The following is a 25,860-nucleotide window of genomic DNA, read 5'->3' on the forward strand; positions in this document are numbered from 1 at the left end:
CAGTCCAAAAGACCCGCAGCGTCAAAAGGAGCTTGAGATGAACGTTCAGGCATTACCCATGCATCGGTTTATCGACCATCGTGGGGACCTAGTCGGCCAACTACCCAACTGGGCTGACACTGAAACATTGGTCGGGTTTTACCGAGATATGGTATTAACTCGCACTTACGACAACAAAGCAGTTGCCTTGCAACGCACCGGTAAGCTAGGGACCTATCCCTCACACTTAGGCGCGGAAGCCATAGGCATTGCGGTCGGCAGAGCACTTAAAGCCGATGATGTGTTTGTTCCTTACTACCGCGATATGCCTGCGATGTGGTGTCGTGGCATTGGCATGGAAAAGAACCTTCAATACTGGGGTGGCGATGAGCGCGGGAGTGATTTTGCTCCTGAAGGCAGTCCGGTTCCTAGCCGAGACCTTCCCTACTGTGTACCCATAGCGACGCAATGTACGCATGCTGTCGGGGTGGCTTCCGCGCTAAAAATTCAAGGTAACCATGAAGCTGCGCTAGTCATGTGCGGCGATGGTGGTACATCCAAAGGGGACTTTCTTGAGTCAATAAACTGCGCAGGTACTTGGAATATTCCACTTGTTTTCGTCGTAAACAATAACCAGTGGGCAATTTCAGTGCCGCGTAGTCTCCAATGTGCCGCCGATTTCTTATCAGAAAAAGCGCAAGGTGCAGGTATACCGGGTATTACTGTCGATGGTAACGATGTCGTCGCCGTTTATGATGCAACTAAAACCGCCCTTGAGAGAGCAAGAAAAGGGAAAGGTGCAACACTCATCGAAGCGGTGAGTTACCGACTGAGTGACCACACTACGGCCGATGATGCGACTCGTTATCGTAAAGAAGATGATGTTCAAACTGCATGGCAATACGAACCTATCGCACGTCTTAAAACGTACCTCCTTAATCAAGGCGCTTGGAGCGACGAACAAGAACAGCAATGGCTAGATTACTGTAAAGAGCAAGTAGAGTTAGCTGTTGAACGCTATCTGAGCTTACCGCCACAAGCACCAGAAACCGGTTTCGATTATTTGTATGAATCGCTACCTCAAGAGCTTCATGCACAAAGAGATGAACTCATCAACAAGGCAATGAGAATGCAGGGAGGCAGACATGGCTGAGCTAACGTTGGTTGAAGCAGTAAACCTTGCCCTGCACCACGAAATGCAACAAGACCCCAATGTTGTCGTATTAGGTGAAGACGTGGGCGATAATGGTGGTGTATTTCGTGCCACTGTTGGACTCAAGCAAGAGTTTGGTCTTAAACGAGTCATCGATACGCCACTCGCTGAAGCCTTAATCGGCGGGGTTGCGGTCGGTATGGCAACGCAAGGATTACGACCTGTCGCCGAATTTCAGTTTCAAGGTTTCGTTTTTCCTGCGATGGAGCACTTAATGTGCCACGCGGCTCGAATGCGTAACAGAACTCGCGGTCGGCTCACTTGTCCCGCGGTTTTCCGTGCGCCATTTGGCGGCGGTATCCACGCTCCGGAACACCACTCAGAAAGCGTGGAAGCGTTATTTGCTCACACTGCTGGATTTAAAGTGGTGATTCCTTCTTCTCCACAACGCGCATACGGCTTACTTCTCGCTGCAATTAGAAGCAATGATCCCGTCATGTTCTTCGAACCGAAGCGCATATATCGCACCGTTAAATCTGAAGTCGTTGATAACGGCGAAGCACTCCCACTCGACACCTGCTTCACCTTACGCAAGGGGCGAGATATCACGCTCGTTACTTGGGGCGCATGCGTCGTAGAGTCACTTCAGGCCGCGCAAACCTTGTCTAGTCAGGGAATTGAAGTCGAGGTGATTGATTTGGCGAGTATTAAGCCAATTGATACCGCGACGATTTTCAGCTCACTAGAAAAAACTGGACGTTTACTCGTTGTTCATGAAGCGAGTAAAACTTGTGGTGTGGGCTCTGAGCTATTAGCTCGAACCGCTGAACACGCCATGTGCTTACTTAAAGCCCCACCTAAACGAGTAACTGGAATGGACACCATTATGCCTTATTACCGTAACGAAGATTATTTCATGGTTCAGGAAGAAGACATTGTGACCGCGGCGCGCGAACTCGTGGAGGATTGGAAATGAAGACGTTTAATTTACCCGATCTCGGTGAAGGTCTCGCTGAGTCAGAAATTGTGAAATGGCACGTTAATGTCGGAGACATGGTTAAATTAGATCAAGTGATCTTAACCGTAGAGACAGCAAAAGCGACGGTAGACGTCCCTGCCCCTTATTCGGGCCGTGTGGTCAGCCGTCATGGTGAGGAAGGTGAAATCGTCAATATTGGTGCATTACTGCTAGAGATTGATGAAACAGGTGCCGGGAGAGAAGTAACGGCAGAGAAAAAAGCCACTGCTGACGCCGCAACCGTCGTCGGCAGCGTTTCTCACCAAGCGCATCATGTAAACGTTGATGATTTCTGGATTGGTGGCAACCACAACACGACAGAAAGTAACCTCGTTACCGCCCTGCCTTCGGCTCGCTTGTTGGCACAAAAACTTGGGGTAGATCTTAACCTCGTGTCAGGTAGTGGCCCGAACGGACTTATCGTAGATGCCGATATTTACGACGAAGCCGGAAAACAGCGTCCAGGCACCGAAGTTTTGAAAGGCGCTCGACGTACCATGGTATCGTCTATGACCGAGTCGCACGAACATGTTGCCGCCGTAACCATTACGGAAGAAGCGTTGTTGGAAGATTGGCTGCCAAACGAAGATATCAGTATCCGCCTTGTTCAAGCGATTGTTCATGCGTGTCAAGAAGAGCCTGCTTTAAACGCTTGGTTTGATGCCGAAACCATGACACGCTGTGTACACACAACGGTCAATGTAGGAATTGCAGTAGATAGCCGTCATGGATTGTACGTACCAGTCTTGCGCCACGCAGATGAATACGAGCCACAAGATGTTCGTCGTTGGCTCGATCAAACCGTTGAAGGGATCAGAGAGAGAAAAATCGGTCGTGAGCAATTGCAGCACGCAACGATTACGCTTTCCAACTTCGGCGCGATTGCCGGTATTTACGCAACACCTGTCGTCACACCGCCACAAGTCGCTATTGTCGGTGCGGGCCGAATACTCGACCGAGTTGTGATAAGAAATGGTCAAGCAATTTCGGTGAAAGCAATGCCGCTATCCGTAACGTTTGATCATCGCGCTTGTACTGGTGGTGAAGCTGCAAGGTTTACGAAAGTACTTGCAGAGCACCTGCAACGTCCGAGCGAAAAGTAACTTATAAAAATCAAATGATAAAGGCTTCCAGTCCGGAAGCCTTTTGTTTTAGGAAGCAAGACTATATCTACAGCTTCTCTAACAGCTCTGGCATTACCACAAACAAATCGCCGACCAATCCATAATCAGCAATGTCAAAAATAGGCGCATCAGGATCGCTATTAATTGCAACAATCACCTTGGAATCTTTCATTCCCGCCAAATGCTGGATCGCGCCAGAAATTCCGACGGCAATGTATAACTCCGGTGCAACAATTTTGCCGGTTTGCCCGACTTGATGGTCATTAGACACATAGCCCGCATCGACCGCCGCTCGTGACGCCCCTACCGCTCCACCTAGCTTGTCAGTCAATTGTTCTACTAAAACAAACTTCTCTTTACTCCCGAATGCACGACCACCCGACACTACTACTCTAGCCGCTGGCAATTCTGGTCGCTCACTTTCTGGCGTTTGTTGCGAAACAAACTCACTAAGTTTATTGATAATCACCGTGTCGACTTGAGTAAGCTTAGGGACAACTGGCGTGTCAGATAGCTCTGCGGCATCAAAAGCCGTACTTCTTATGGTCATCACTTTATAGGGATCATTCGACGTGACTCTCGCCAATGCATTTCCAGCATAAATTGGACGAATCACCGTATCGATAGACTCGATTGTCATCACGTCAGAAAGTTGACCAACATTAAGCAACGCCGCCACACGAGGCATCACATTCTTACCAAATGTACTGGCAGGAGAAAGAATGTGTGAGTAGTTTTTGGCTACTTGTGAGATCAAAGGTGCGATATTTTCCGCTAATCCATGTTCATATCCCTTCGCATCAACCCAGATAATTTCTGCAACACCCTGAACGCAATTCAACTCATCCAAAACTGATTGGCACTGATATCCAATAAGCAACACAGAAACAGGAAGCGATTTATCATCATCCTTAATCTCAAATGCCGCTTTAATTGCACACAGCGTCCCTACAGCCAACGATTGGTTGTCATGCTCTGCGAGCACAAGTGTTGCTAATGGTCGGTCTTCCATGGTCATGCCTCATATAACACGTCAGATCCATTACTTGAGCTTAGTCCACTTCACGTTAACGTCAACTGAGCTATAGTTTTCTGTATAGAAACCAAAACCTGTCACGCAGATGACGATAATAGAAAGGAAGCATAAAGATGGAACGAGAATGCATGGAGTTTGATGTCGTGATCGTGGGGGCCGGACCTGCAGGCTTAAGCGCCGCTTGTCGGCTAGCTCAACTCAACCAAGACAGTGAAGGTGACGCACTTTCAATTTGCGTTGTAGAAAAAGGCTCAGAAGTGGGCGCACATATTTTATCTGGCGCTGTTTTTGAAACTAGTGCCTTAGATGAGCTTTTCCCCAATTGGAAAGAAATGGAGGCCCCGCTAGCAGCCTCGGTTCAACGAGATAATTTCCTTTATCTTACTACTGAACAAAACCATATTCGCGTTCCCCACTTCCTTACACCGCGTCCAATGATAAATGGCGAGAATAATTACGTAATTAGCCTTGCCAACCTTTGCCGTTGGCTCGCTAACCAAGCAGAAAATCTTGGGGTGGAAGTTTTTCCGGGCTTTGCCGCTGCAAGCATCAATTATGATCAGACTGGCGCCGTGACAGGCATTAACACGAGCGATATGGGACTAGATAAGAACGGCCAGGCCAAACCTAACTTTGAACCAGGTATCGAGCTAAGGGCAAAATACACCCTTTTTGCTGAAGGTTGTCGCGGACATCTGGGTAAAGAACTTATTCAAAGGTTCGACCTAGACGCAGGAAAGCAACCACAGCACTACGCGCTTGGCCTAAAAGAGATATGGGAGTTACCCACTGACAGTAAGGATGTATCTGGCAGTGTTATCCACTCCGCTGGCTGGCCCTTGAGTGAAACAAATACTACAGGCGGCGGTTTTCTCTATCACATGGAGAACAACCAAATCGCCGTCGGGCTTATTGTCGACTTGAATTACAGCAATCCTTACTTGAGTCCGTTTGACGAATTTCAACGCTTTAAGCACCATCCTGCTATTGAACCACATTTGAAAGGTGCTCAGCGCATCGCTTACGGCGCAAGAGCCATTGCGAAAGGTGGGCTTTCCTCTCTGCCGAGACAGCAATTCCCTGGCGGTTTATTGATTGGTTGTGATGCGGGGACTTTGAACGTCGCAAAAATTAAAGGCAGCCACACAGCAATGAAGTCCGGAATCATTGCAGCAGAAGCGGTACATACGGCCCGACAAACTGGAGCTTCTGAGCCAGACTACCAGTCGTTGTTTGAATCATCATGGTTGTATGACGAACTCGCCGAAACGCGTAACTTTGGCGCGAACATTCATAAGTTTGGCAGCATACTTGGTGGTGCTCTTTCGACTTTTGAACACAACCTGTGGCAACCACTGGTTAAGAAGCCGTTACCTTGGTCTATCAAGGACTATTCGCACGATCATGAGCAGTTAAAACCTAAACAAGAGTGCCACCCAATTGCATACCCAAAACCAGATGGTGAAATCAGTTTTGATAAGCCTTCGTCGGTATTTTTGTCGGGAACACAGCACGAAGAGAATCAACCTTGTCACCTTGTTCTGACTTACCCTCACATTCCAATTGATGTGAATTTAGGTATGTATGACGAACCGAGTCAGCGCTATTGCCCCGCTGGGGTTTACGAAGTGGTGGAAGTGGACAATAAGTTGAAGTTTCAGATAAATGCCGCCAACTGCGTTCATTGCAAAACCTGTGACATCAAAGATCCTTCGCAAAACATCACGTGGAAAGCACCAGAAGGTGGCGGCGGACCAAGCTATCAAAACATGTAGATACGTTAGTATGTTGACGATCTAACAAATGGATAAACAAACCGATTGGCAGAGCCTCATTACTCCTGCCAATCGACAAAATGATCAAGCAAGAAGTCGATAGCCAATCGCGCTCGTAGTGGTAGAAAGTGACGATTCTGATAAACAATCCAGCTGCTGTTGCCGCTTCCCCAATACGGCTCTAGTATTGGCACCAAACGACCAGACGAAATAGCATCGTTGAAACTGCTCTTCGGTAAGTACGCCACACCTAATCCTTCTGCACAGGCTTGCAAGACCGTGTGTGCGTTATTGCTCTTCCATCTGCCCTGCACTTTTACGCCATCTAAAGGCTTGCCGTCTTTTTCAAACAACCAAACGTCCTTATTGGCAATAATGCAGCTATGACGCTTGAGTTGCTCTGGGTGCGTTGGCAAACCATGTTCATCGAGATAACGCTGACTGGCTGCCGCTGCCATGGGACGATCCACCAGCTTTCTCGCAACCAAGCCTGAATCACTCAACCTGCCGTAACGAATGGCAAAATCGAAACCATCTTCAATAAAGTTGACCATGCTGGTGTTGAAGTTAATTTCAACCGTGAGATTAGGATGTTGCTTGGCAAACGCCATCAAGGCAGGCGCTACATGGTTCTCAGAAAACGCACCAGCGGCACTCACACGTAACGTACCACTCAATTGAGTTTGCTGCGTGGTGAGTTGCTCATTGGCTTGCTGAAGCCCAATCACCAACTCTTTACACTGTTGATAATACGCTTGCCCCGCTTCCGTTAGACTCACCATTCTTGTCGAACGTGCTAACAAAGCGACACCTAATCTCTCTTCTAGTCTTGTGACTTGGCGACTGACGTGACTGGTACTGCAACCTAACTGTTTTGCCGCTGCAGAAAACCCTAAGCTCTCAGCAACCGTAACAAACTCATTGATGCCTTCAAAACTGTCCATACTTACCTTTGCTATATAGCAATAATGTTTTGCCAATTAATCATATTATCACTTATTTGTTTAGCAATTAGTATGAAGGTGTTCAACAAATATACGTAAGCCAAAAAGGAAACCATCATGAAAAAAGTACTCATCATTGTGACGAACCATGCGACCCTTGGTGAAACTGACCAAGCAAACGGAACTTACGCGCCAGAGCTCACTCATGCGCTTAGCGAGCTACTAGGTGCAGGCTTCGATTACGACATTGCCTCTATCAAAGGCGGGCAAGCACCACTGTACGGAACCGACATCGAAGGCGACGCAGTCAACGAGAAAATCTTAGCGGATGATGATTTCCAGAACCGCATCAACAACACGATTCCAGTATCACAAATCAACGGTGACAACTACGATGCGATCTTCTATCCGGGTGGCTTTGGTCTTCTTTCAGACCTAGCGAGCAACGAAGATTTTGCCAAGATTTCTGCAAAACACTATGAAGATGGCGGTATTGTGGCAGCAGTTTGTCATGGTCCAGGCGCTCTTCTCCCTATCACGCTTAGCAATGGCGAAAAGCTGCTTGCGTCTAAATCAGTAACAGGTTTCACTCGCGAAGAAGAGATCGACTTCGGCACCATCAACGACATCCCATTCCTATTGGAAGAGTCTCTTGCTCGTGGCGCAGCGCGCTACTCTAAAGTGCAACCATGGCAAGAGTTTGTAATTGTGGATGATCGTGTCATCACAGGTCAAAACCCAACGAGCGCACACGGCGTAGGCAGAGCGATTGTTGAACACCTAGCTTAAACGCGCCGGAAACTACAACCATCCTAGAAGAGGAAAGCGTGCTTTGTCATGCTTTCCCTTGCTACAGGCGATCGCAAGATGCGCTTATACTTCTACCCCTGCTTCATCTTCTTCTACGATATCCGTTTCTTGGTTCGCCTCTTCCAACCATTGCTGTAAAGATTCACTTGCTAGCACCTTTTGTTGGTAAGCTTTGGCACCTTCCGATAACTCGATGCCGTAAGTTTGGAAACGCAATGCCACAGGTGCATACATAGCATCCGCTATCGACCATTCTCCAAATAGCCAACCGTTTGGATGCAGTTCTGCTTGCTCTGCCCAAATGGCGTCAATACGAGCAATATCTTTACGTGCCCCCTCCGTTAGATCGACTTTTCTGCGTGCGCGGATGTTCATTGGGAGTTCGCTTCTTAAGTTAAAGAAACCCGAATGCATTTCTGATGCGATGGCGCGTGCTTTAGCCCGTTCCGCAGACTTACTTGGCCATGCTTTGCCTTGTAAGTATTGCTCGTTAACGTATTCCAAAATCGCTAATGAATCCCACACGGTTGCGTCATCATCCACTAAGGTAGGGACTTTCGCGGTTGGTGTAATACCTTCCAAGGTCTTATAAAAATCTTCCGTGAATAATTTGAGCTTGGTGACTTCGACATCTAGTTTGAATTGAGAAAAGATCAGCCATGCGCGCAGTGACCAGCTTGAGTAGTTTTGGTTAGCAATAAACAGTTTCATGACGCCTCCATGCGGTTTGTGTTTTGAGTACCCATTCACAATATCTGATTGTATTTAAGGGGACTAACGGATAGTTTTGATGGAACACTTCAACAAAAACGATGGATGAGTTTTAGATATGGATATCGATGCGTTACGCAGCTTTCTGGCTTTTGTCGAAACGGGCAGTTTCACTCGTGCAGCCAAGCAGATCAATCGCACCCAATCCGCATTCAGTGCGCAAATGCGTAAGCTAGAAGACGAACTCAGCGTCAGTTTGTTTGAAAAAGAAGGTCGCAATCTTGTCTTAAGTGAAGCGGGGTTGGCACTACGCTCTCACGCAGAGCAATTGGTTAGCTTGCACAATCAAGCACTGAAACAAGTGAGGCGCTATGAAAACAAGCGCCCTCTTCGCTTAGGTTGCCCAGAGGATTACAACGACAATATCTTGCCTAAAGTCATCCGCGTATTACAGCAATCTGAGCCCACATGTTCAATTCAAGTCTTCAGTGAGCCAAGCATCACCTTGAGAGAGAAACTCGATGAAGGAAAGCTAGACGCCGCTATTGTGACAAGAGCACCGGATAGTGAAGAAGGTTATTGGCTAGCGAGCGACAAAGGCGTGTGGATTGCTCATCCTGATTTTGACATTGAGAACGCCCAACCTCTCCCTCTCGCCCTATTCCAAACCGACTGTAAATACCATGCGGCAGCAGTAGACGGATTAACCAAACGTGGCACTCCTTATCAACTACTGGCATGTTGCAATACGGCTTCTGCACAACGAGCAATTGTACGTTCAGGCATGGCTATCGGTGCGATGGGCAGTATTAGCGTTAGCGAGGATCTTAAGATCTTAGACGATATGCCATCGCTACCTTCCGTGGATATCGTTTTGGTCACGGGCGTCGAGCCTCATCCGATACTGGATAAAGAATGCTTGGCGCAATTGGTTGAGTTAATGGCTTAACCGGATTAGCTAGCCAATCACAAAGTTAAATTGGCCAGTTAATCGCCCGTCGGTTCGTATGGTTTCAAACTGTAGATAATCTCGGGCTTTGCCACCCCACCATTCATCACCAGTATTGCCTTTTAAGTACAACTGAGTGGTCAGAAGCTCTTGGTTATCCCGCCACAACTTAACGTGAATGTGCGGTGGACGAGAGGCATAAGGCACGGGGTACAAAGTCTGGAATAAGTAGCGACCATCCGATTGAGTTTTTACCGCGCCAAAACCTGCAAAGTGAGCATCAAACTTATCGTTATTTGGTTGCTTAGGATGATCGTAAATCCCCTGCCCATCGCATTGCCAGATTTCTACTTTGATGCCTGAGACAGGGTTTCCCGATGTATCTACTACTCTGCCTTGCAACACGATAGGTTCACCGACCAAGCCTTCTGATTGTAGAATCAAGTTTTGACGAAGAGGAATATCCACTACTGGGTAAAATGGCCCTTCTGTTTGTGCTGGCGTCGGCCGCATTGGTGTCGTCGCTTTTAAAGAGGGTACGAACAACAATGTCCACAGCGCTAAAAAGTGTCTTCTTTCCATGGTGCCACCAATACAATTGCATTGAATTAAGTTTGGTGGAACTTGAGGGATTTGCCATAACGAATATAAAAAATGCCCCTGAAAGAGAGTCATTTGCAGAGGCACTGTGGAACTAAATTGAGTGTTGATTGAAGGTTTATGCAGCTTCGAACGCCAATGCTTTCTTCTCTACCTGACGGAAAATGAGAGTTAGCACACCATTTACTGCTAAGTAGAATGCGCCCGCAATACCAAATACCGTCAACGTATCGTAGGTTTGTGCGTTAATACGCTGCGCGTAACCCATCAGATCCATGATCGTAATCGTGCTTGCTAGTGACGTGCCTTTGAAGACCAAAATCACTTCGTTCGAGTAAGCAGGAACAGCACGACGAATAGCGTATGGTAGCAGCACTTTCAGCGTTGCGGTTTTGTTCATACCTAATGCAAGACACGCTTGCCATTGACCAGAAGGAATCGCGTTAAACGCTCCTTTGAACAACTGAGTGCTGTATGCAGCGGTATTGAGTGCTAGCGCTAACATCGCACAGAACCAAGGTTGGCTTAACCATGTCCAGAATACACTTTCTCTTACTGCGTCAAACTGACCCGGACCGTAGTACACCAAGAAGATCTGTACCAACAAAGGTGTACCAGTAAACAAGGTGATGATGCCACGACTTACCCAATGCAAACCCGGAGTACGTAGGATCAGAGTCAGCGTCATCATCAAAGCTAAGAGGCAGCCCACAACCAAGGAAGCGGCGGTCAATTGGAGGCTAGTGCCTAAGCCATCCAGCATTTGCCAAACGTGTTGTTCGTTCATGCGGTTGCCTCCTGTCCCATGCTCATACCTTGAATTGAGAACTTCTTATCAATCAGTTTGACGGCACGTTGTGTAATCAAAGTAATGCCTAAGTAAATCGCCGCAGCGGTCGCGTACCATGTAAACGCTTCATGCGTCGCTGCAGATGTTAGCTGCGCTTGCTTCAACAAATCCGTTACGCCAATCAGTGATACAAGTGCGGTATCTTTCAGCAAAACCAACCATTGGTTAGTTAAACCTGGTAGTGCGTGTCTTACTGCTTGTGGCAAAACAATGCGAACAAAAGCGTGTGCTTGACTGATGCCGAGTGCACTTGCTGCTTCTCTCTGCCCTCTTCCAACGGCTTTCAATGCGCCACGTAGAGTTTGAGAAGCGTAGGAAGCGAAGATCAATGACAACGCCACCACGCCAGACAAGAACGGGCTAACTTCAATAAAGTCGCCGGTGATTAAAAACAGAACCTGCGTCGAACCAAAATAGATAAACAACACGACAAGGATTTCTGGCAAACCGCGTACAATCGTCACAAACGCCGTCATTGGCCATTTAACGAAAACGCGGCGAGACATTTCACCACTGGCGAATACCACTGCCAGAATCAAACCGACTAAAAGGCTTGTGAAGGCTAGCTGGACAGTCATCCAACTAGCTTGAACAAGCGATAAAGAGTAACCCGTTAGTGCCATATTACTTACCGAAGTACTTGTTGTAGATTACGTCGTATTCGCCGTTCGCTTTCACTGTTTTCAGTGCCGTGTTCAGCTTGTTCACTAGCTCGTCGTTACCTTTGTTTACTGCGATACCGAAACCGTTACCGAAGTATTTAGGGTTGGTTACGTGCTCGCCCACGTATGCTAGATTGTCTTCTTTCTTGAACCATTCCGCTACGACTGCTGTGTCACCGAATACAGAATCAATACGGCCATTCTTCATATCGATGAATGCGTCTTGGTAGCTTGAGTAAGGAACCGCAGTTACACCTGGCATTTGCTCAATCAGGTAACTTTGGTGTGTTGAACCGTTTTGAACACCAACACGCTTACCTTCTAGTGCTTTTTGATCAGCCACTTTTTCTTTGATAGAAACAAACGCTGCTGAGTTGTCATAGTATGCATTCGTGAAATTCACTTGCTCCAAACGCGCCTCAGTAATGTCCATTGCAGAGATTGCCGCATCGTAGCGCTTGAATTTTAATGCTGGGATCAGGCTGTCAAAAGATTGGTTGTGGAAGGTGCATTTTGCTTCGATTTCTTTACATAGTGCATTCGCCAGATCCACATCAAAACCTCGGATTTGGTTGTTTTCATCCATGTATTCGAATGGGGCGTACGTCGCTTCCATCGCGAATTTGATCTCTTCTTGTGCTGCTGCGTTTGCCGCCATAGTTGCAGAAGAAAGGCCGATTAGTGAAGCTAGTAGAATCTTTTTCATTGCAATACTCCGTGTGTACTTAGTGGGCTGACACTCGCAATGACAGCCGAGCTTATCTGTTAAATAGACTGAACTTTAAAAACGTGATTTAGTGATTTAAGTAGTCAGCAAACTGGGCGGTTTGCGGGTTAGAAAACGAATCATTTGTGCCGTGCTCAACGATGTGTCCTTTTTCTAAATACAGTACGTGACTAGCGATTTTCTTGGCGAAATCCACTTCGTGCGTCACAACTACTTGTGTAATTCCGGTTTCGCTTAAATTTTTAATAATCTTAACGACTTGGTTAGTAATTTCCGGATCAAGCGCAGCGGTCGGTTCATCAAAAAGCAAGACTTCCGGTTTCATCATCAATGCACGAGCAATCGCCACACGTTGTTGCTGACCACCAGAAAGTTGCATCGGCCATGCATCCGCTTTGTCTGCCAAATGCAGCGTCGCAAGAATTTGCATTGCCTGCTTCTTCGCTTCTTCTTTATCCATGCCAGCGACTTTTACCGGAGCCTCAATCAGGTTCTCCATCACTGTCATATGCGGCCATAGGTTGTACTGTTGGAACACCATGCCCACTTTACGACGAAGCGCTAAACCTTGCTTCTCTTTGATTTCATTTGAAAAGTCGAATGCGTCATTAGCGATGTTTAACTGGCCGTTATCCGCTCCTTCAAGAAGGTTAAGAACACGTAGTAGAGAGCTCTTCCCTGCACCACTCGGACCGAGTAACACCAGTGTTTCGCCGCTTTCACACTTAAAGCTGACATCGTGAAGCACTTGTGTCTCACCGTAGGATTTATTGATTCCGCTTACCTGAATAGTCATGCTGACATACCGCATTAATTGTCACTTGGCATTTATATTACTCAAAAGGATTTTTTATGCAATAAAAATGTATAAAAATTAATTTTGTTAAATTTTTGTATGATAAGCAATCAATACAACAGAGAATATGACTGGTTTAATCAGTTGGTTTTAACTGAAATTGTTGATGAAAATCCAACAATATGATGGCAATCGAAACAAGGTTAAAATTCTGGTTACTTTTGTGCTTGTGTAGACGGAATTTTGAGTCTTTGAACGTACTACACCCGACGCAGACCTTCTCATTTTTGCCGGGCTTCCCCCTCGATTTACGGTAAAACCTTCTATCGGCGGGTTCCTGATTAGGACTTTGTGAATAGACTATAATTTCTCTTTGTATTCTGGCCCTTAATTCGAGTCATCTAAGTATAAGTGAGATAACCCCATGTTGAAGTCGCATTGTTTTTCTCTCATTGCACTTGCTTCTCTGAGCTTACTTTCTATACCCAGCGTTTGGAGTAGAACATCAATCGTGTTACCTGGATTGCATGAACAGGGTATTGATCTTCAAGATAAGCCTATCTCTGCTGTGGCTACACGTGAGTGGGAACTGGATTATGCTGATATCGTATTCGGCGCTTACGAAAGTAAAAGTCATAATGAGCGTGTACAAGCACTTGGTTACATGTACAACCAAAAACTCGACATGAACTCAAGCTGGCTTGAAAACGATATACGTAACCAAGCAGAACTGAATGGAATTGACTACGAAGATTTCTTTCTCCACTTTTCTGAAGACACTATCCTAGCTGAAGTCGACTCAAGCCATGGTGAAAATACATTACTCAATCGAAAACCGATGATTGTTGGTTATACGGCTAGTGCTGACCACGCCGGTTTTTGGCTATATCAACCACCGCCATGGGATGCTGATGTATTCGGTCAGGCGAATAATGGTGGTGCCCTCTATGTTTATCACTCAGAGAAGTTCGACCGCTTAACTTTTACGTTTTCTCAGTTTGCTCAGGGTGGCAGCTTTACGATTGAATACCCTTCTGCTATCGACTCGTTTGGTCAGGTAACTGAATGGAAAAGCTTCGCGATTAAAAAAGACAAAACTGAGAGCATGACTAAAAACCAAACAGTAAGCTGGTCTGTTCCTTTGGATTGGGTTCGCGCTACAACGCATGATGGTAGCGGAAAAACTTATGGTGGCGGTCAGTACTTTGGCTCCACCTTTTTACGCGACGGCGGCCGCCTTTACTTTGCGAAAATTACTTTGCATGACGACAACATAGAAAACCGCCCACGTCTCGAAAACATTCAACTCAAAAATAGCTTCCCTGCCGTCAATATCTCAGGAGCACCAACGGAGACACCGGAAGGTCAAACCATTCAACGCTGGCGTAAAATTCGTGGCTTCGACAAATCTGCAGATCGAAACCAAGACAATTATCTTTCTTGGAATGAATACAAAAACCGTTCGAATAAGAATGCAACGGCCCGATTTCGTTGGGAGTCACGGGTTATTCCATTTGGTCGTATGTGGAATCAAACCTCTTCTTGGGCATTGACCAATCTCGGTAATCCCGTTTTTACCAATACAATGCGCCACTATTACCAAGCTGAATGGGCGAAACAAGGTTTAAATGGTGCGTACAACGACGATACGAATAAGTTACTCGGTGCAAATCAGTTCTACATATATTCCGGAGGCACAGTGGATGAACTTGGTTTGGTGGCGGGTAGCCAAGCTGCTGACGATGCTTACAAAGCGCAATTCTCGGCGTTCTTGAATAAACTGGCAACGCTGGATGAAGATGCGTTAATTGGCCTCAACATAGGTACGGCAAACTTATTCGGTCGTAATGGGCAAAACCACTTGGTTAACGCTGGCTCCTTGTACTTGCGCGAGCACTACCTTTTCCCTGCTACCGGCTTTAGTGGCTATGCTGGCTTGGCTACATTTTGGGATAACTCTGCACTCGCCAAAGCGGGCCAGAAAGTGATTTATCAAGCGACCACGCGTTATGGTCGCGTTCAATACTTTGGTAACACAGAAAACAATTGGAAACAGGACCAATACTCTGCACTAGCGGTGTTCTACTTAAACTATCACCCTGAGCGCAGTTACTTTAATCAGTGGAACAATGGCTACTTATATGGAAGTAATAACACAACAAGTGACAACTTCTGGAAGGCAGGCGTACCAAAGAATATTGCTTATCAACCTAGCACCTTGCTTGCCATCGATTTAGGTACGCCAACCAATCAAATCCCAGATGGGTATCAGGCGACTCCGCTAATGATGTCCACCAGCACGCCCTATTCCGCCGATTACACGGTGATTGGAGATGCTTCTATGAGCAAAGTGGCTCATCCTGACTTGCCTAATGGCGCTATCGATTTGTTACCAACCCATACGTACTTTGCGTATCACTCAGACGATACGGTAGTGATGCATGGCCCTACAGAGATGGTGTTAGCCCGCGAATTCACCAAAGGCCGAGTGCTGTATCGGACTGATTTCTTTGGCAAAAATATCGATTACTTCTCCTCACCGAAGATAACTATCGCACTTCCAGAGCCTATGCGACCTGTAGATCAAGACGGTAACATCGGCGACTATGTTTCTCATATTGAGATTGGCGGCTACGAAGGAGTGTTCTTGCTGTATTAACGCCCTTTAAACCCCTCTCACCAAACGCTTCATAAATCACCGTTTTTATGCTTAACGTCACTGAAAAAAACTTGTTCACTGAATCTTTATAAACCGATGTATATACTGAAGTAAATGACAACGACAAGGAAATTCAGTCACATGAAGACGACACCTTCAATGCTCTCTGTTCTGCTGCTATCAGCATTATCTACTCATGCAAATGCGGACGAATGCGGAAAAATAACCATCGCAGACATGAATTGGAATTCGGCCAGCTTAATGGCGCACATCGACCAATTTGTCTTAAATGAAGGCTACCAGTGTGATGCGGAATTGATCCCTGGTGATAGCGTTCCTACAGGCACCTCAATGATTGAAAAGGGGCAACCTGACGTTGCGCCAGAGTTATGGACAAACGGCATTAAAGAAGCACTTGATAAAGGGATTGCGGATAAACGCTTGCGCATCGCTAGTGAATCGCTTGTCAATGGTGGTGAAGAAGGGTTTTGGGTTCCCGCCTATCTGGTAAAACAGTATCCAGAACTCGCGACGATAGAAGGCGTCATCAAGCACGCCAAACTATTTGAACACCCAGAGGATGATGACAAGTTCGCGTTTTATAGCTGCCCTGCTGGTTGGACATGCCAAATCACCTCCGGTCACTTGTTTAATGCATTAGGGTTAAGTGAGCACGGCTTTGAGATGGTTGACCCAGGATCTGGCGCAGCATTAGCTGGCACCATCGCCAAAGCCTATGATCGCAAAATGCCTTGGTTTGGTTACTACTGGTCACCGACCCCCGTATTGGGCAAGTATGATATGGTCAAAGTGGATTTTGGTAGCGGAACAGATTTAGAAGAGTATCGCAACTGTACCACTCAGCCTGATTGCGCTTCACCAAAAGTAACAATGTACCCACCTTCTCCAGTTCGCACAGTAACAACTGAGGCGTTTGCGAGCAAAGAACCCCAAGCATTCGCGTACTTGCAGAAACGCGGATTTACCAACGAGCAAATGAGTGAAATGCTGGCCTGGATGGAAGATAACTACGCGGACGGTGAAGAAGCGATGTTTTACTTCTTTAATACCTACCCTGACTTGTGGAAAGGCTGGGTATCTGAAGACGTCGCGGTGAGAATCGAAAAAGCGCTTTGATGATTAATACTTCGAGTGCCACAAATCATTTAACCTCCCATACCGTTTGAATAAACGGCATGGGAGGCTAATCAACGACTCGTTAATACATGGTGTGACCATTCAATGTTTCTTTGGGTATCTCTTGCAGAGCGTCCCAATGTTCAACGATCTTCCCATTGTGATCAAAACGAAAGAAATCCATCGTCACGTATTCAATATCATTAGGCCATGTTTGGTGAGTGTGTAGTGCCACCAAATTCCCTTCAGCAATGGCTCGCACAAACGTAATATCTTTATCGGGATACTCATTTTGCATCCGCTCAAAATACTCGATAAAAGCCTCGGGGCCATTTCCAACTAATGGATTGTGCTGGATGTACTCATCACCTACGTAGTCTTCAACTGCCTTTCTTGGGTTACCTCTATAGGCGGTTTCGTAAAACGCAATGGCATTTCTTTTATTCTCTTGCAGATCCATTTTTCTTACCTGTGTTGCTCCATCTTGCGGATAACGGTAATCATAGTCTTTGAACTTCAGAAGTGACCAAACATCGCGCACAAAAAAGGCCGCTAAACAGCAGCCTTCATCACTTCAACTTGGAATCATCGCCTTTCATCGCTTAAACCACACCACCAGCACCGAGCATAGAACGCTCACTGTTCTCCACCAGCAACGCGGTTGCGGTTTGTTTCAGTGTTTCCCATTCTTGGTCTTCGACAAAGATACCATTTTGCCAAGAAGCTTGTTGCGTGCGGCTTAACTCATCACCTTCAATGTGGGTGGTATACCCTTGTGCACTTTTCTCGATATCGAAATCGTTCACGGAGAGCTCGATAACCATACTATGCAAATCCGTATCATGCCCATCAAACTGATCCGAGAAAAAGACTTCTGGTGCGATTCGTCCGCGGTTTAACACATAAAGCGTTCGCTTGGGACTAGAGCCATTGACCCATTGTGCGCGACACGCGATGCCTTTCGCAGAGAGCTTCAACAACTCACTGAAACCCAACCAACGGTTATGACACTGCTTCAACGTGATAGTAATCGACTTACGGTTAATCATTTTCTCAAGTGCGAAATCCAACACAGCGGGTAAATGACACGCTACACTCCCGTTGTGCAGTTCTACCTCTATGCTTGACGGCGTAATGTTGGTCACCGATACGGCGCAGTCTGAATCTAACCCAAGAAATAGACTGGCGTTATTAAAATGACGAACTCCATGTAAGCCAACCATTTGCAAGTCCGCCACCATGTTCGCAATGACATCCGCCTCACCACAGTGACGGCGCATGCCAAGAAATGCCTTATTAACCGCGGCCACCAATTCGTTGTGAGAGACGATCATAATGCAAATCCTCCGTTGATTTTTTGATTGTCACTTTGCGCAATTTCGTCACGCGGCGGCATGCTAGGGAAAATCCATGTGTCTGCCAGTTTAGGGTCGTGAATTTCATCTAACAATGGCGCACCTTGGAAGAAAGTTACTCGAACCCAACGATCCGAGCGCGGATCAAACTTAGTCGCACCAAAGATAGCCAACTTACAGCGCAGTAAGTGCATTGGTAACGCATCTTTACGCAGCACATTCATTTGAATATCCCCCATCGCACGGTTGCCTAACGTCCATACGCGACGTGTGATCGAACGATAAGCCGGTTTTTGCAATAGAAACTCCGCTACGGACATTTCTACATCACAGTCAAGCAAGGCCTGGTACAAGCGATTCACTTGTCTGCCGATATCAAGCGGCAATTCTTTTTCTTCTCCAGCCTCTTCCCCGCGGACACCAAGCCTTGGCTCTTCTTTGTCTTGTGAGCGATACCAGAACCAATAATTGTTCTCGGCCAGTGAGTAATCCGCATCAATCGCCCAGCGGTACTTGCTTTGCAACACTTCCAGTAAATCTTGGATCTTTTTCCCGCCCGGAATAGATAACGTTTCATCCGTATTCATTTGGCTAGCAAATTCATCCACTAAAGATGGGTAGAGTTCGATCAAGCAAGAGGTGAGGATTTCTTGGGCTTCCACACTCATTGTTTTCTTATGCTCGACCAAACTCGCCCAGTTCGGATGTAATTCCATTAACGTTGTTAGCTTCGATAGCAGTTGTTTGATGTCTGCTATCGCTTGATGATTGAGCCTGTCTTGATGTTCATTGATGGTGATGACTTGCTCTAAATGACGCTGTGCTTTTTGCAGCAATCCTTGCAAAGGAGCATGGAACGACGCTTCACATGGCATGGCAAAGACTCGCGCTACCGCACGTTCGCGAGAGGTCATCCATTGGTCAACGATGCACGGGTGATTAATCAAGTATGGAGCCATGCCTAAGCCAGTAGCATTGCCGACACCAAGGTAGCGCTGCAAGCCACGATGCAAAGCCACCGCCTTGTCGCCACCTTGTTGAAGTGCCAGATAGTGCACCCAATCTAGGCTGAATTCACGCAACATATATACGGCACACATTTGCGCACTAAAAGACTGGCTGAAATCTGAGTTGTTCTCTAACAGTTTGAAATCGGCGATACCAAACTTTCCGTTACCATAAACAGCTGTGGTACGCAGGATATAACCCACTTCCGCTAACTCTTTCGGCTCAGGCTGCTCGCCTTGAGAAAGCGCGCTAACAATGTGCTCAAACACGCGCACACTTTTGTTTGCGCGAGCAAGAACAAGTACGTTGTTTGGATTACGTCCCGCTTCTTGCAGCGGTACATTTTCTCGCAATCTTTCCAACAAAGTAACATCAACATCGCCTTGAACCAGTGCAAATGTGACGTCCCACTTTTCAGCAATTACGCGATCATTACGCTCGTCGTCGGCAATTTCATCACAGAATACCACCAAATGATAAACGTGCTCTGGCGTGGTCAATTTGTAAATCACATGACCATAACCACGAGGACAAAGCTGCCACTCATGCTTGGTTACTTGCCAGTTTTGGCTTGCCATATTACGAATCAGACTGCGAACAAAGCTGATTCGGTTTTGGTGCATTGCGCCAAGCCTTTCGGCTGCCATGACAATCGCTGCATCGCGCATAGTTGCTTCCGTATAAGTAGAACGATGTGCATCCATTTTGCTCACCACCTATTTGTTATTGTAAGAATACTAGGGTTTGTGCGGATGCAGGAGGAAAACACCCGCACAAGCTCCACGTTGTTTGAATTGGATAATTGTTATAGCCCTTGCTCTTTCGCCATTTTGATTGCAATTTGTGGCGCATTCCAAAGTGACGGTAACAGAATCAACGAAACCGGAACCGCGGTAATAACAATGAAAGATTGCAGAGCAGAGATGCCGCCAGAGCCAAGGGAAATTAGGATCAATGCCGTCACACCCATCATTACTCCCCAGAAGGTACGGATGATCGCATTCGGCTCCGTTTCACCACTGATCACGACACTGATTGTGTAGGTCATTGAGTCGCCCGTCGTGACGATGAAGATCGTGGTTAAAATCAGAAATAGAATTGAAGTCAGCATTGGCATTGGTAGTTGCTGAGTCACTGCAAGCAAAGCACCTGGCAAGTTAAAGCCCTCAAACGCCGCACTCACGCTACCCGGTTCAGCAATTTCAAACGCAAGGCCTGAGCCGCCCACAATCGTGAACCAAAAACAGGTGGTTAACGGAGCCACAATACTGATGGTGGAAATAACTTGGCGAATAGTTCGACCACGGGAAATACGCGCAATAAAGATTGCCATCATCGGACCATAACCCAGGAACCAGCCCCAGAAAAATACTGTCCACCAACTTAGCCAACCTTCGTCACCGCGATAAGTCGCCATTGGGATAAAGTTATCTAGCATGCTCCCTACACCTTGAATGTATCCGTTAAAGATAAAATTCGTAGGGCCAAAAAACAGGATGTAAACCATCAATGCCATTGCCAGAATCACGTTGTAACGACTAAGCAGTTGCATGCCTCGACTTAATCCACTGAGTGCTGACAAGGTGTAAAGCGCAATCGCAAACAAAATGATAATAAGCTGAGTGGTAAAGCCATCAGGGATATCAAACAACGCATTTAACGCGTAGCTAACCTGCAAGCCCAGAAACCCAATTGGACCAATGGTGCCCGCGGCTACCGCGATAATGCAGCATGCGTCAATCAATGCACCGAGTTGGCCTTTAAGTGCTCGTTCGCCCAAGACTGGGTAAAGCAAAATACGGGGTTTTAGTGGTAAACCTTTGTCGTAATGTAGGTGCATCACCACGATGGAAGTTAAGCTACCTACAATCGCCCAAGCTAGAAAGCCCCAGTGCATAAAGGATTGCGACAACGCATTCACCGCACCTTGCTGCGGGTTATCTTGCGCGCCGTACAAAGGAGGTGGGCTAACATAATGCGCGATAGGCTCAGCCGCGGCCCAGAAAACGCCACCACCAGCCAATAAGGTACAGAAAATAATCGCCATCCAGCGGAAAGAATCCATTTCTGGTTTTGCAATCCCGCCCAACATCACCTTGCCTGTTCGCCCTGCAGCCAAGCCAAGACCAATAAGAAAAGTGAGAAGCAGCAGTAACTGCCAGTATGGACCAAATACCTGAACTGCCCAGCCAAAGCCAGCGTTAACGATCGTAGATAACAGCTCGCCGTCATAAAGTGCAATAGCAACGAACAACGCGATGAAACCACCGCTATACCAAAAGGCCGGGTTATTCAGTCCTAATTTGTCCGTCGTGTTTTCTGTTGTTGATGTGTTGTGTTTTGCTTTTGACTTGCCCGATGACACGCTCATCGTGGAAGCTTTCATGCTATTGGTTAAATCAGACATACTCTGGCTCCAGAGGTTCTTTGCAGCAGCCAAAGACTGGCTACAAATGTGAGTTTTACGCCTGCCGTATTGTTATTATGTGGGCAGGCGGTTCCTACTTTGGGGAATGCTATGAAATAGGCTCTAATCCTTCTTTAAGGAAGTTGAACCAGTTTTCACCCAATATTTTTCCAGCCTCAGATTCACTGAATCCGTGACCCATTAATCCGTTGTAGATGTTCTCCATCCCTGCGCTGCCGCAGAACCATGGCAGCGCATCTGGCCATCCCGAGTTACTTGCTGAACCTTCGCCGTAATCCATCGCTTTTGACCAACGCCCGTTGCGCATCCATTCCAATACTTGTTGCGGTTGGTTTAAGCACAGATCACTACCGATGCCTAAATGGTCGACGCCAAACATGTCTGCGGTTTTCGCTACCATCTGGCAGAAATCATCCAGCGTGCACTGGCTGCCATTTGGCAAATGGAATGGATATAAACTGAATCCAATCAAACCACCGCGCTCCGTCAGTGCTTTGATCACGGTGTTGGATTTGTTGCGCAGTGCGTCATGCGCAAACGTCGGGTTAGCATGGCTGATACAAATTGGACGCGAAGAAAGATCGATGGCTTCCAACGTAGAACGCTCCGCACTGTGGGACATATCAATGATCATCCCGACTCGGTTCATCTCTTCAATAGCTTGCTTACCAAAGCGAGTTACGCCGGAATCGTTTTGTTCGTAACAACCTGTCGCCAGTAAGCTTTGGTTGTTGTAGGTCAGTTGCATGATCAGCAGACCTTGGCGGCGCATCACTTCAATCAGACCAATTTCATCATCGATTGGTGAGCAATTTTGCGCGCCGAAGAAGATGCCGACTTTGCCTTCTGCTTTGGCTTTTTCTACATCTGCCATTGAATAAATAGGCATGATGAGGTCCGCATTTTGCTCGAAGCGCAAGTTCCACTCAGCAAAACGCGTTAAGGTTTCGCGCGCAGTTTCGTGGTAGACGATGGTGGCATGAACGGCAGTAATGCCACTCGCCTTAAGCGTTTGGAAATACTCTCGATCCCAATTGCAGTACTGCAATCCGTCAATCACAATCCGTTGTTGGTACATAACCACTCCTTAAACAATTTCTTAGCCTTTTCGTGCGGGCAACTGACACCATCAGTTACCCTGCCGATCTTAGTAAGGACGCTGATAAGCGGTTTTCACTACGGTGTAGAACTCTTTGGCGTACTGACCTTGCTCACGAGGACCAAAGCTAGATTCTTTACGGCCACCAAATGGAACGTGATAATCTGTACCCGCAGTTGGCAAGTTAACCATGACGCAGCCCGTTTGGACTTGCTGTTTGAAGATCGCGCTATTGCGCAAGCTTTGCGTGATAATGCCGCCTGTCAGGCCAAAGCGCGTATCGTTCGCGACTGCAATTGCCTCATCCAGATCAGAAACGCGAATCACGCTCGCCATTGGCGCAAAGACTTCTTCTTGGTTCACTTCCCAGCTGTTTTGTGTGTTCAAGAACAGGGTTGGTGACATGTAGTACCCGTCATGCTCTAGGCTCAGACGCTCGCCACCAAAAGCCAGCTCTGCGCCCGCTTGGCGAGCGTTTTCGATCCACTCAAAGTTCGCATTCAGCTGGTTACCATCAACAACAGGACCCATGAATACGCCCTCTTCTAGAGCGTGACCCACTTTAAGTTCGCTCATGCGTTTGATTAGCGCTTCAACATACGCGTCGTGAATTCCGTCCATAACCACAAGACGAGAAGACGCGGTACATTTTTGACCTGCACCCGAGAATGAGCCTGCGATTGTCGCTTCGACAGCAATTTGAATGTCTGCATCATCTGCCACTACGAGCGCATTTTTGCTACCCATCTCTAGCTGACAACGCACAAAATTTGGTGCTGTTGCCGCTGCAACTTTGCGGCCAGTGTCCACAGAACCAGTGAAGCTAACGCCGTTCACATCCTTCGAATTGATAAGGGTATTACCGACTTGCGAACCGCTACCCAAAACGAGGTTAAACGTGCCAGCAGGTAAACCTTGGCGATGGATAATCTCTGTCAGCGCAACGGCACTTGCTGGGGTGAGGTTGGCAGGCTTCCAGACGACGCTGTTGCCAAACGCAAGTGCTGGCGCGATTTTCCAAGCCGCTGTTGCTGTTGGGAAGTTCCAAGGAGAGATAATGGCGATAACGCCGACGGCTTCGCGAGTAACTTCAACGGAGACACCTGGACGGACGGAAGCAGCGTTATCGCCAATTTGACGCAGAACCTCAGCAGCAAAGTATTGGAAGAATTGGCCAGAACGGTATATCTCACCTCGACCTTCAGCAAATGGCTTGCCTTCTTCACGCGAAAGCAAGGTGCCCAATTCGTCACATCGTGCAATGAGCTCATCACCAATCGCTTGTAGCACTGCTTGCTTGCGCTCGATTGGTGTTTTTTCCCACTCTGGCTGCGCTGATTTAGCCGCTTGAATCGCTTGCTCTACTTGCGACACACTCGCTTGTGCGAAATCGCCAATGTTTTCGCTGATATCAGAAGGGTTAATATTGGCGATGGTGTCCATGCCCGATTGCCATTCACCTGCTATATAGAGGGATTTTTCTGCTTGAACATTGTTAATAAAAGTCATGGTTCTTTCCTTGTTCTTCCGATTTGTGATGGCAAGCCACCCACTCACTGATCTCTAATTGTTCTTATTGGATTTATTCTGGTTGGCTTGCCGACGCGTAGACAACAAACTCCACCAACATCTCTTCTCGCGCTAACCCTGCAACCACCATGGCGGCGCGATTTGGGTACGGCGCTTCAAAATATTCCGCGTACACTTGGTTAACGGTCTTTAAGTATTCTCTGTCGGTCACATAAATCAGGACCTGCAACACCGAGTCCAAAGACTCCCCTGCACACTCCAGGGTGTGAATGAGATTGTTAAAGGTTTGACGTGTTTGTGCTTCGATACCGCCTTCCACAACCGCGCCTGTGTCATCAATAGGAATTTGAGCCGTATACAGGGTTCCGTTGTTGACTATCGCCCATTCAAGCGGCGCTTTAGAAGCAAATAGACTGGTTTTAACTGGGTGTTTTTTAGTAGGAGTATTCACGTGCCTTTCAACCTTTGTAACAACTTTGTTTCAATATAGTTAAATGATGCACATTGACAGGCGATAAATCTAACGGTAAATTTTTGACATTTGATAAGTTAAACTTATCGCTCTATTTAAAATAACGTAAATAAAGGGATTAAGAGGCATTAGGGATGAGTATTAAGCTTCAACAATTAATGCATTTTGTGATGGTAGTCGAGGAAGGAGGCTTTCGAGCCGCTTCACATCGTGCAAATCGTTCTCAGGCGGCACTGTCAACATCGATAAAAGAGCTTGAAAGAATTCTAGGGCAAACGCTGTTTGAACCCGGAAACAAAACCAAATTGACCCCGTTTGGTGAAATTTGTCTTCCCAAAGTGGTTCAGTTTCTCAATATCTACAGTGCACTAGACAACGATCTCAAAGCAGCCGCTGCCGGACAGCAAGGGAGAGTGCGAATTGCGAGCGTTCCTTCTGTTGCAGCGAAGCTCATTCCTAGCGTGTTGGGCGCCTTTTGCGAACAGTATCCAAATGTAGAAGTAAGCTTGATAGACGATAATGCCGCTGGCGTCGAGGCTCGCCTACTCTCCGGTGAGGTCGACTTAGCGCTCGGTAACCCCTCTCACCTCGATGAGGGCGGCATTGACTTTACGCCGCTGTTAGCCGATCCAATAGGCGTGGTGTGTTTAAAGGACAACCCTATTGCGAGTCATCCAGAAGGAATCGAGTGGCAAACTTTGTTGGAACAACCCTTTATCCGTAACGGCACTTGTACACTTCTCGATCCAACCCCAGCAAGAGCTCTGAGTCAGCAAGCGCTCTATTCGGTCGAAAATATTACTTCGCTGTTTTCTGTCTTAGAACTTGGGATTGGTGTCACGACCCTACCTAAGCTTGCTTTCCCAACCAATGAAACACGCTTGGTTTGGATTCCGCTTATCGATCCACCACTTGAAAGGCAAATTGGTATATTTACGTTAACCGATCGCACGATCTCGCCTCAAGCTAAAGCATTTCACGATCTTTGTGTGCATTATTTAAACTATCAAAAAGAAGATAAATAATGGTTCGATTAAC

General features: G+C 46.9%; 24 protein-coding genes. 9 read left to right on the top strand and 15 right to left on the bottom strand.

Going from position 1 to position 25,860, the window contains the following annotated elements:
- The first annotated feature begins 37 nt into the window (after window positions 1-37).
- From pdhA to R7F07_RS11455, 3 genes are read left to right on the top strand one after another with little or no spacing between them, the layout of a single operon-like run.
- On the top strand, window positions 38-1,132 hold the full coding sequence (gene pdhA, locus R7F07_RS11445) for a pyruvate dehydrogenase (acetyl-transferring) E1 component subunit alpha (RefSeq protein WP_025998586.1): 1,095 nt from the start codon (window positions 38-40) through the stop codon (window positions 1,130-1,132).
- A complete protein-coding gene (locus tag R7F07_RS11450; RefSeq protein WP_017634235.1) occupies window positions 1,125-2,108 on the top strand; it encodes an alpha-ketoacid dehydrogenase subunit beta in 984 nt (327 codons plus the stop codon). Before pdhA ends, R7F07_RS11450 begins: the two co-directional genes overlap by 8 nt.
- A complete protein-coding gene (locus R7F07_RS11455) occupies window positions 2,105-3,253 on the top strand; it encodes a dihydrolipoamide acetyltransferase family protein (RefSeq protein ID WP_005375831.1) in 1,149 nt (382 codons plus the stop codon). The genes R7F07_RS11450 and R7F07_RS11455 overlap by 4 nt, the downstream gene beginning before the upstream one ends.
- A 67-nt stretch (window positions 3,254-3,320) precedes the next feature.
- On the opposite strand, the gene R7F07_RS11460 is transcribed toward R7F07_RS11455, so the two are convergent.
- Complete coding sequence (locus R7F07_RS11460) at window positions 3,321-4,286, bottom strand: electron transfer flavoprotein subunit alpha/FixB family protein (protein ID WP_171342557.1); 966 nt, start codon at window positions 4,284-4,286, stop codon at window positions 3,321-3,323.
- 137 nt (window positions 4,287-4,423) lie between these two features.
- Between R7F07_RS11460 and R7F07_RS11465 the strand changes: the two genes are divergently transcribed.
- Window positions 4,424-6,085, top strand: coding sequence for an electron transfer flavoprotein-ubiquinone oxidoreductase (locus tag R7F07_RS11465; RefSeq protein WP_054576771.1), 1,662 nt, complete (start codon window positions 4,424-4,426; stop codon window positions 6,083-6,085).
- A 59-nt stretch (window positions 6,086-6,144) separates the two neighbouring features.
- Here the strand turns inward: R7F07_RS11465 and R7F07_RS11470 are convergent, their stop codons facing one another.
- Window positions 6,145-7,029: a LysR family transcriptional regulator gene (locus R7F07_RS11470; protein WP_042521059.1), complete on the bottom strand. Its 885-nt coding sequence runs from the start codon at window positions 7,027-7,029 to the stop codon at window positions 6,145-6,147.
- A 117-nt stretch (window positions 7,030-7,146) separates the two neighbouring features.
- Here R7F07_RS11470 and R7F07_RS11475 point away from each other — a divergent pair, with 117 nt between their 5' ends.
- Window positions 7,147-7,818 carry a type 1 glutamine amidotransferase domain-containing protein gene (locus R7F07_RS11475; protein WP_054576772.1) on the top strand — a complete coding sequence of 224 codons (672 nt, stop codon included), beginning with the start codon at window positions 7,147-7,149 and terminating at the stop codon, window positions 7,816-7,818.
- Window positions 7,819-7,902: 84 nt separating this feature from the next.
- Here R7F07_RS11475 and R7F07_RS11480 read toward each other — a convergent pair whose 3' ends face one another.
- Window positions 7,903-8,550, bottom strand: coding sequence for a glutathione S-transferase family protein (locus tag R7F07_RS11480; RefSeq protein ID WP_033906965.1), 648 nt, complete (start codon window positions 8,548-8,550; stop codon window positions 7,903-7,905).
- Between the two features lie 118 nt (window positions 8,551-8,668).
- Here R7F07_RS11480 and R7F07_RS11485 point away from each other — a divergent pair, with 118 nt between their 5' ends.
- Window positions 8,669-9,499, top strand: coding sequence for a LysR family transcriptional regulator (locus R7F07_RS11485; protein ID WP_042521063.1), 831 nt, complete (start codon window positions 8,669-8,671; stop codon window positions 9,497-9,499).
- A gap of 9 nt (window positions 9,500-9,508) precedes the next feature.
- Here the strand turns inward: R7F07_RS11485 and R7F07_RS11490 are convergent, their stop codons facing one another.
- The 5 genes from R7F07_RS11490 to artP form a co-directional block, all read right to left on the bottom strand.
- Complete coding sequence (locus R7F07_RS11490; RefSeq protein ID WP_064369201.1) at window positions 9,509-10,081, bottom strand: protocatechuate 3,4-dioxygenase; 573 nt, start codon at window positions 10,079-10,081, stop codon at window positions 9,509-9,511.
- A 136-nt stretch (window positions 10,082-10,217) separates the two neighbouring features.
- Complete coding sequence (artM, locus tag R7F07_RS11495) at window positions 10,218-10,886, bottom strand: arginine ABC transporter permease ArtM (protein ID WP_171342556.1); 669 nt, start codon at window positions 10,884-10,886, stop codon at window positions 10,218-10,220.
- Window positions 10,883-11,572, bottom strand: coding sequence for an arginine ABC transporter permease ArtQ (artQ, locus tag R7F07_RS11500; RefSeq protein ID WP_005388570.1), 690 nt, complete (start codon window positions 11,570-11,572; stop codon window positions 10,883-10,885). The genes artM and artQ overlap by 4 nt, the downstream gene beginning before the upstream one ends.
- A 1-nt stretch (window position 11,573) precedes the next feature.
- On the bottom strand, window positions 11,574-12,317 hold the full coding sequence (locus R7F07_RS11505) for an arginine ABC transporter substrate-binding protein (RefSeq protein ID WP_171342555.1): 744 nt from the start codon (window positions 12,315-12,317) through the stop codon (window positions 11,574-11,576).
- Window positions 12,318-12,405: 88 nt separating this feature from the next.
- Window positions 12,406-13,134 (bottom strand): arginine ABC transporter ATP-binding protein ArtP, encoded by a 729-nt coding sequence (gene artP, locus R7F07_RS11510; RefSeq protein WP_301338061.1) that lies wholly within the window; start codon window positions 13,132-13,134, stop codon window positions 12,406-12,408.
- A gap of 424 nt (window positions 13,135-13,558) precedes the next feature.
- Here artP and R7F07_RS11515 point away from each other — a divergent pair, with 424 nt between their 5' ends.
- Window positions 13,559-15,793, top strand: a complete 2,235-nt coding sequence (locus R7F07_RS11515) for a hypothetical protein (protein ID WP_171342553.1) — start codon at window positions 13,559-13,561, stop codon at window positions 15,791-15,793.
- A 141-nt stretch (window positions 15,794-15,934) separates the two neighbouring features.
- Window positions 15,935-16,930 carry an ABC transporter substrate-binding protein gene (locus tag R7F07_RS11520; RefSeq protein WP_005375798.1) on the top strand — a complete coding sequence of 332 codons (996 nt, stop codon included), beginning with the start codon at window positions 15,935-15,937 and terminating at the stop codon, window positions 16,928-16,930.
- An 82-nt stretch (window positions 16,931-17,012) separates the two neighbouring features.
- Here R7F07_RS11520 and R7F07_RS11525 read toward each other — a convergent pair whose 3' ends face one another.
- The 7 genes from R7F07_RS11525 to R7F07_RS11555 all read right to left on the bottom strand — a co-directional run bounded on the left by R7F07_RS11525 (window position 17,013) and on the right by R7F07_RS11555 (window position 24,801).
- Window positions 17,013-17,390 (bottom strand): nuclear transport factor 2 family protein, encoded by a 378-nt coding sequence (locus R7F07_RS11525; protein WP_031777276.1) that lies wholly within the window; start codon window positions 17,388-17,390, stop codon window positions 17,013-17,015.
- Between the two features lie 142 nt (window positions 17,391-17,532).
- On the bottom strand, window positions 17,533-18,264 hold the full coding sequence (locus tag R7F07_RS11530) for a DUF3726 domain-containing protein (protein WP_171342552.1): 732 nt from the start codon (window positions 18,262-18,264) through the stop codon (window positions 17,533-17,535).
- A complete protein-coding gene (locus R7F07_RS11535; protein WP_171342551.1) occupies window positions 18,261-19,997 on the bottom strand; it encodes a hypothetical protein in 1,737 nt (578 codons plus the stop codon). Before R7F07_RS11535 ends, R7F07_RS11530 begins: the two co-directional genes overlap by 4 nt.
- A 101-nt stretch (window positions 19,998-20,098) precedes the next feature.
- A complete protein-coding gene (locus tag R7F07_RS11540) occupies window positions 20,099-21,700 on the bottom strand; it encodes a BCCT family transporter (protein WP_005388593.1) in 1,602 nt (533 codons plus the stop codon).
- Window positions 21,701-21,809: 109 nt separating this feature from the next.
- Window positions 21,810-22,799, bottom strand: coding sequence for a membrane dipeptidase (locus R7F07_RS11545; protein ID WP_005388594.1), 990 nt, complete (start codon window positions 22,797-22,799; stop codon window positions 21,810-21,812).
- Between the two features lie 69 nt (window positions 22,800-22,868).
- Window positions 22,869-24,329, bottom strand: a complete 1,461-nt coding sequence (locus R7F07_RS11550) for an aldehyde dehydrogenase family protein (protein WP_137282552.1) — start codon at window positions 24,327-24,329, stop codon at window positions 22,869-22,871.
- Window positions 24,330-24,402: 73 nt separating this feature from the next.
- Window positions 24,403-24,801: a RidA family protein gene (locus R7F07_RS11555; RefSeq protein WP_005375789.1), complete on the bottom strand. Its 399-nt coding sequence runs from the start codon at window positions 24,799-24,801 to the stop codon at window positions 24,403-24,405.
- Window positions 24,802-24,956: 155 nt separating this feature from the next.
- Here R7F07_RS11555 and R7F07_RS11560 point away from each other — a divergent pair, with 155 nt between their 5' ends.
- Entirely contained in the window at window positions 24,957-25,847 is an 891-nt protein-coding gene (locus R7F07_RS11560; RefSeq protein ID WP_104970091.1) for a LysR family transcriptional regulator, read from the top strand.
- Window positions 25,848-25,860 lie beyond the last annotated feature (13 nt).

The sequence above is a fragment of the Vibrio sp. YT-16 genome (assembly GCF_033337405.1).
Lineage (GTDB): Bacteria > Pseudomonadota > Gammaproteobacteria > Enterobacterales > Vibrionaceae > Vibrio > Vibrio alginolyticus.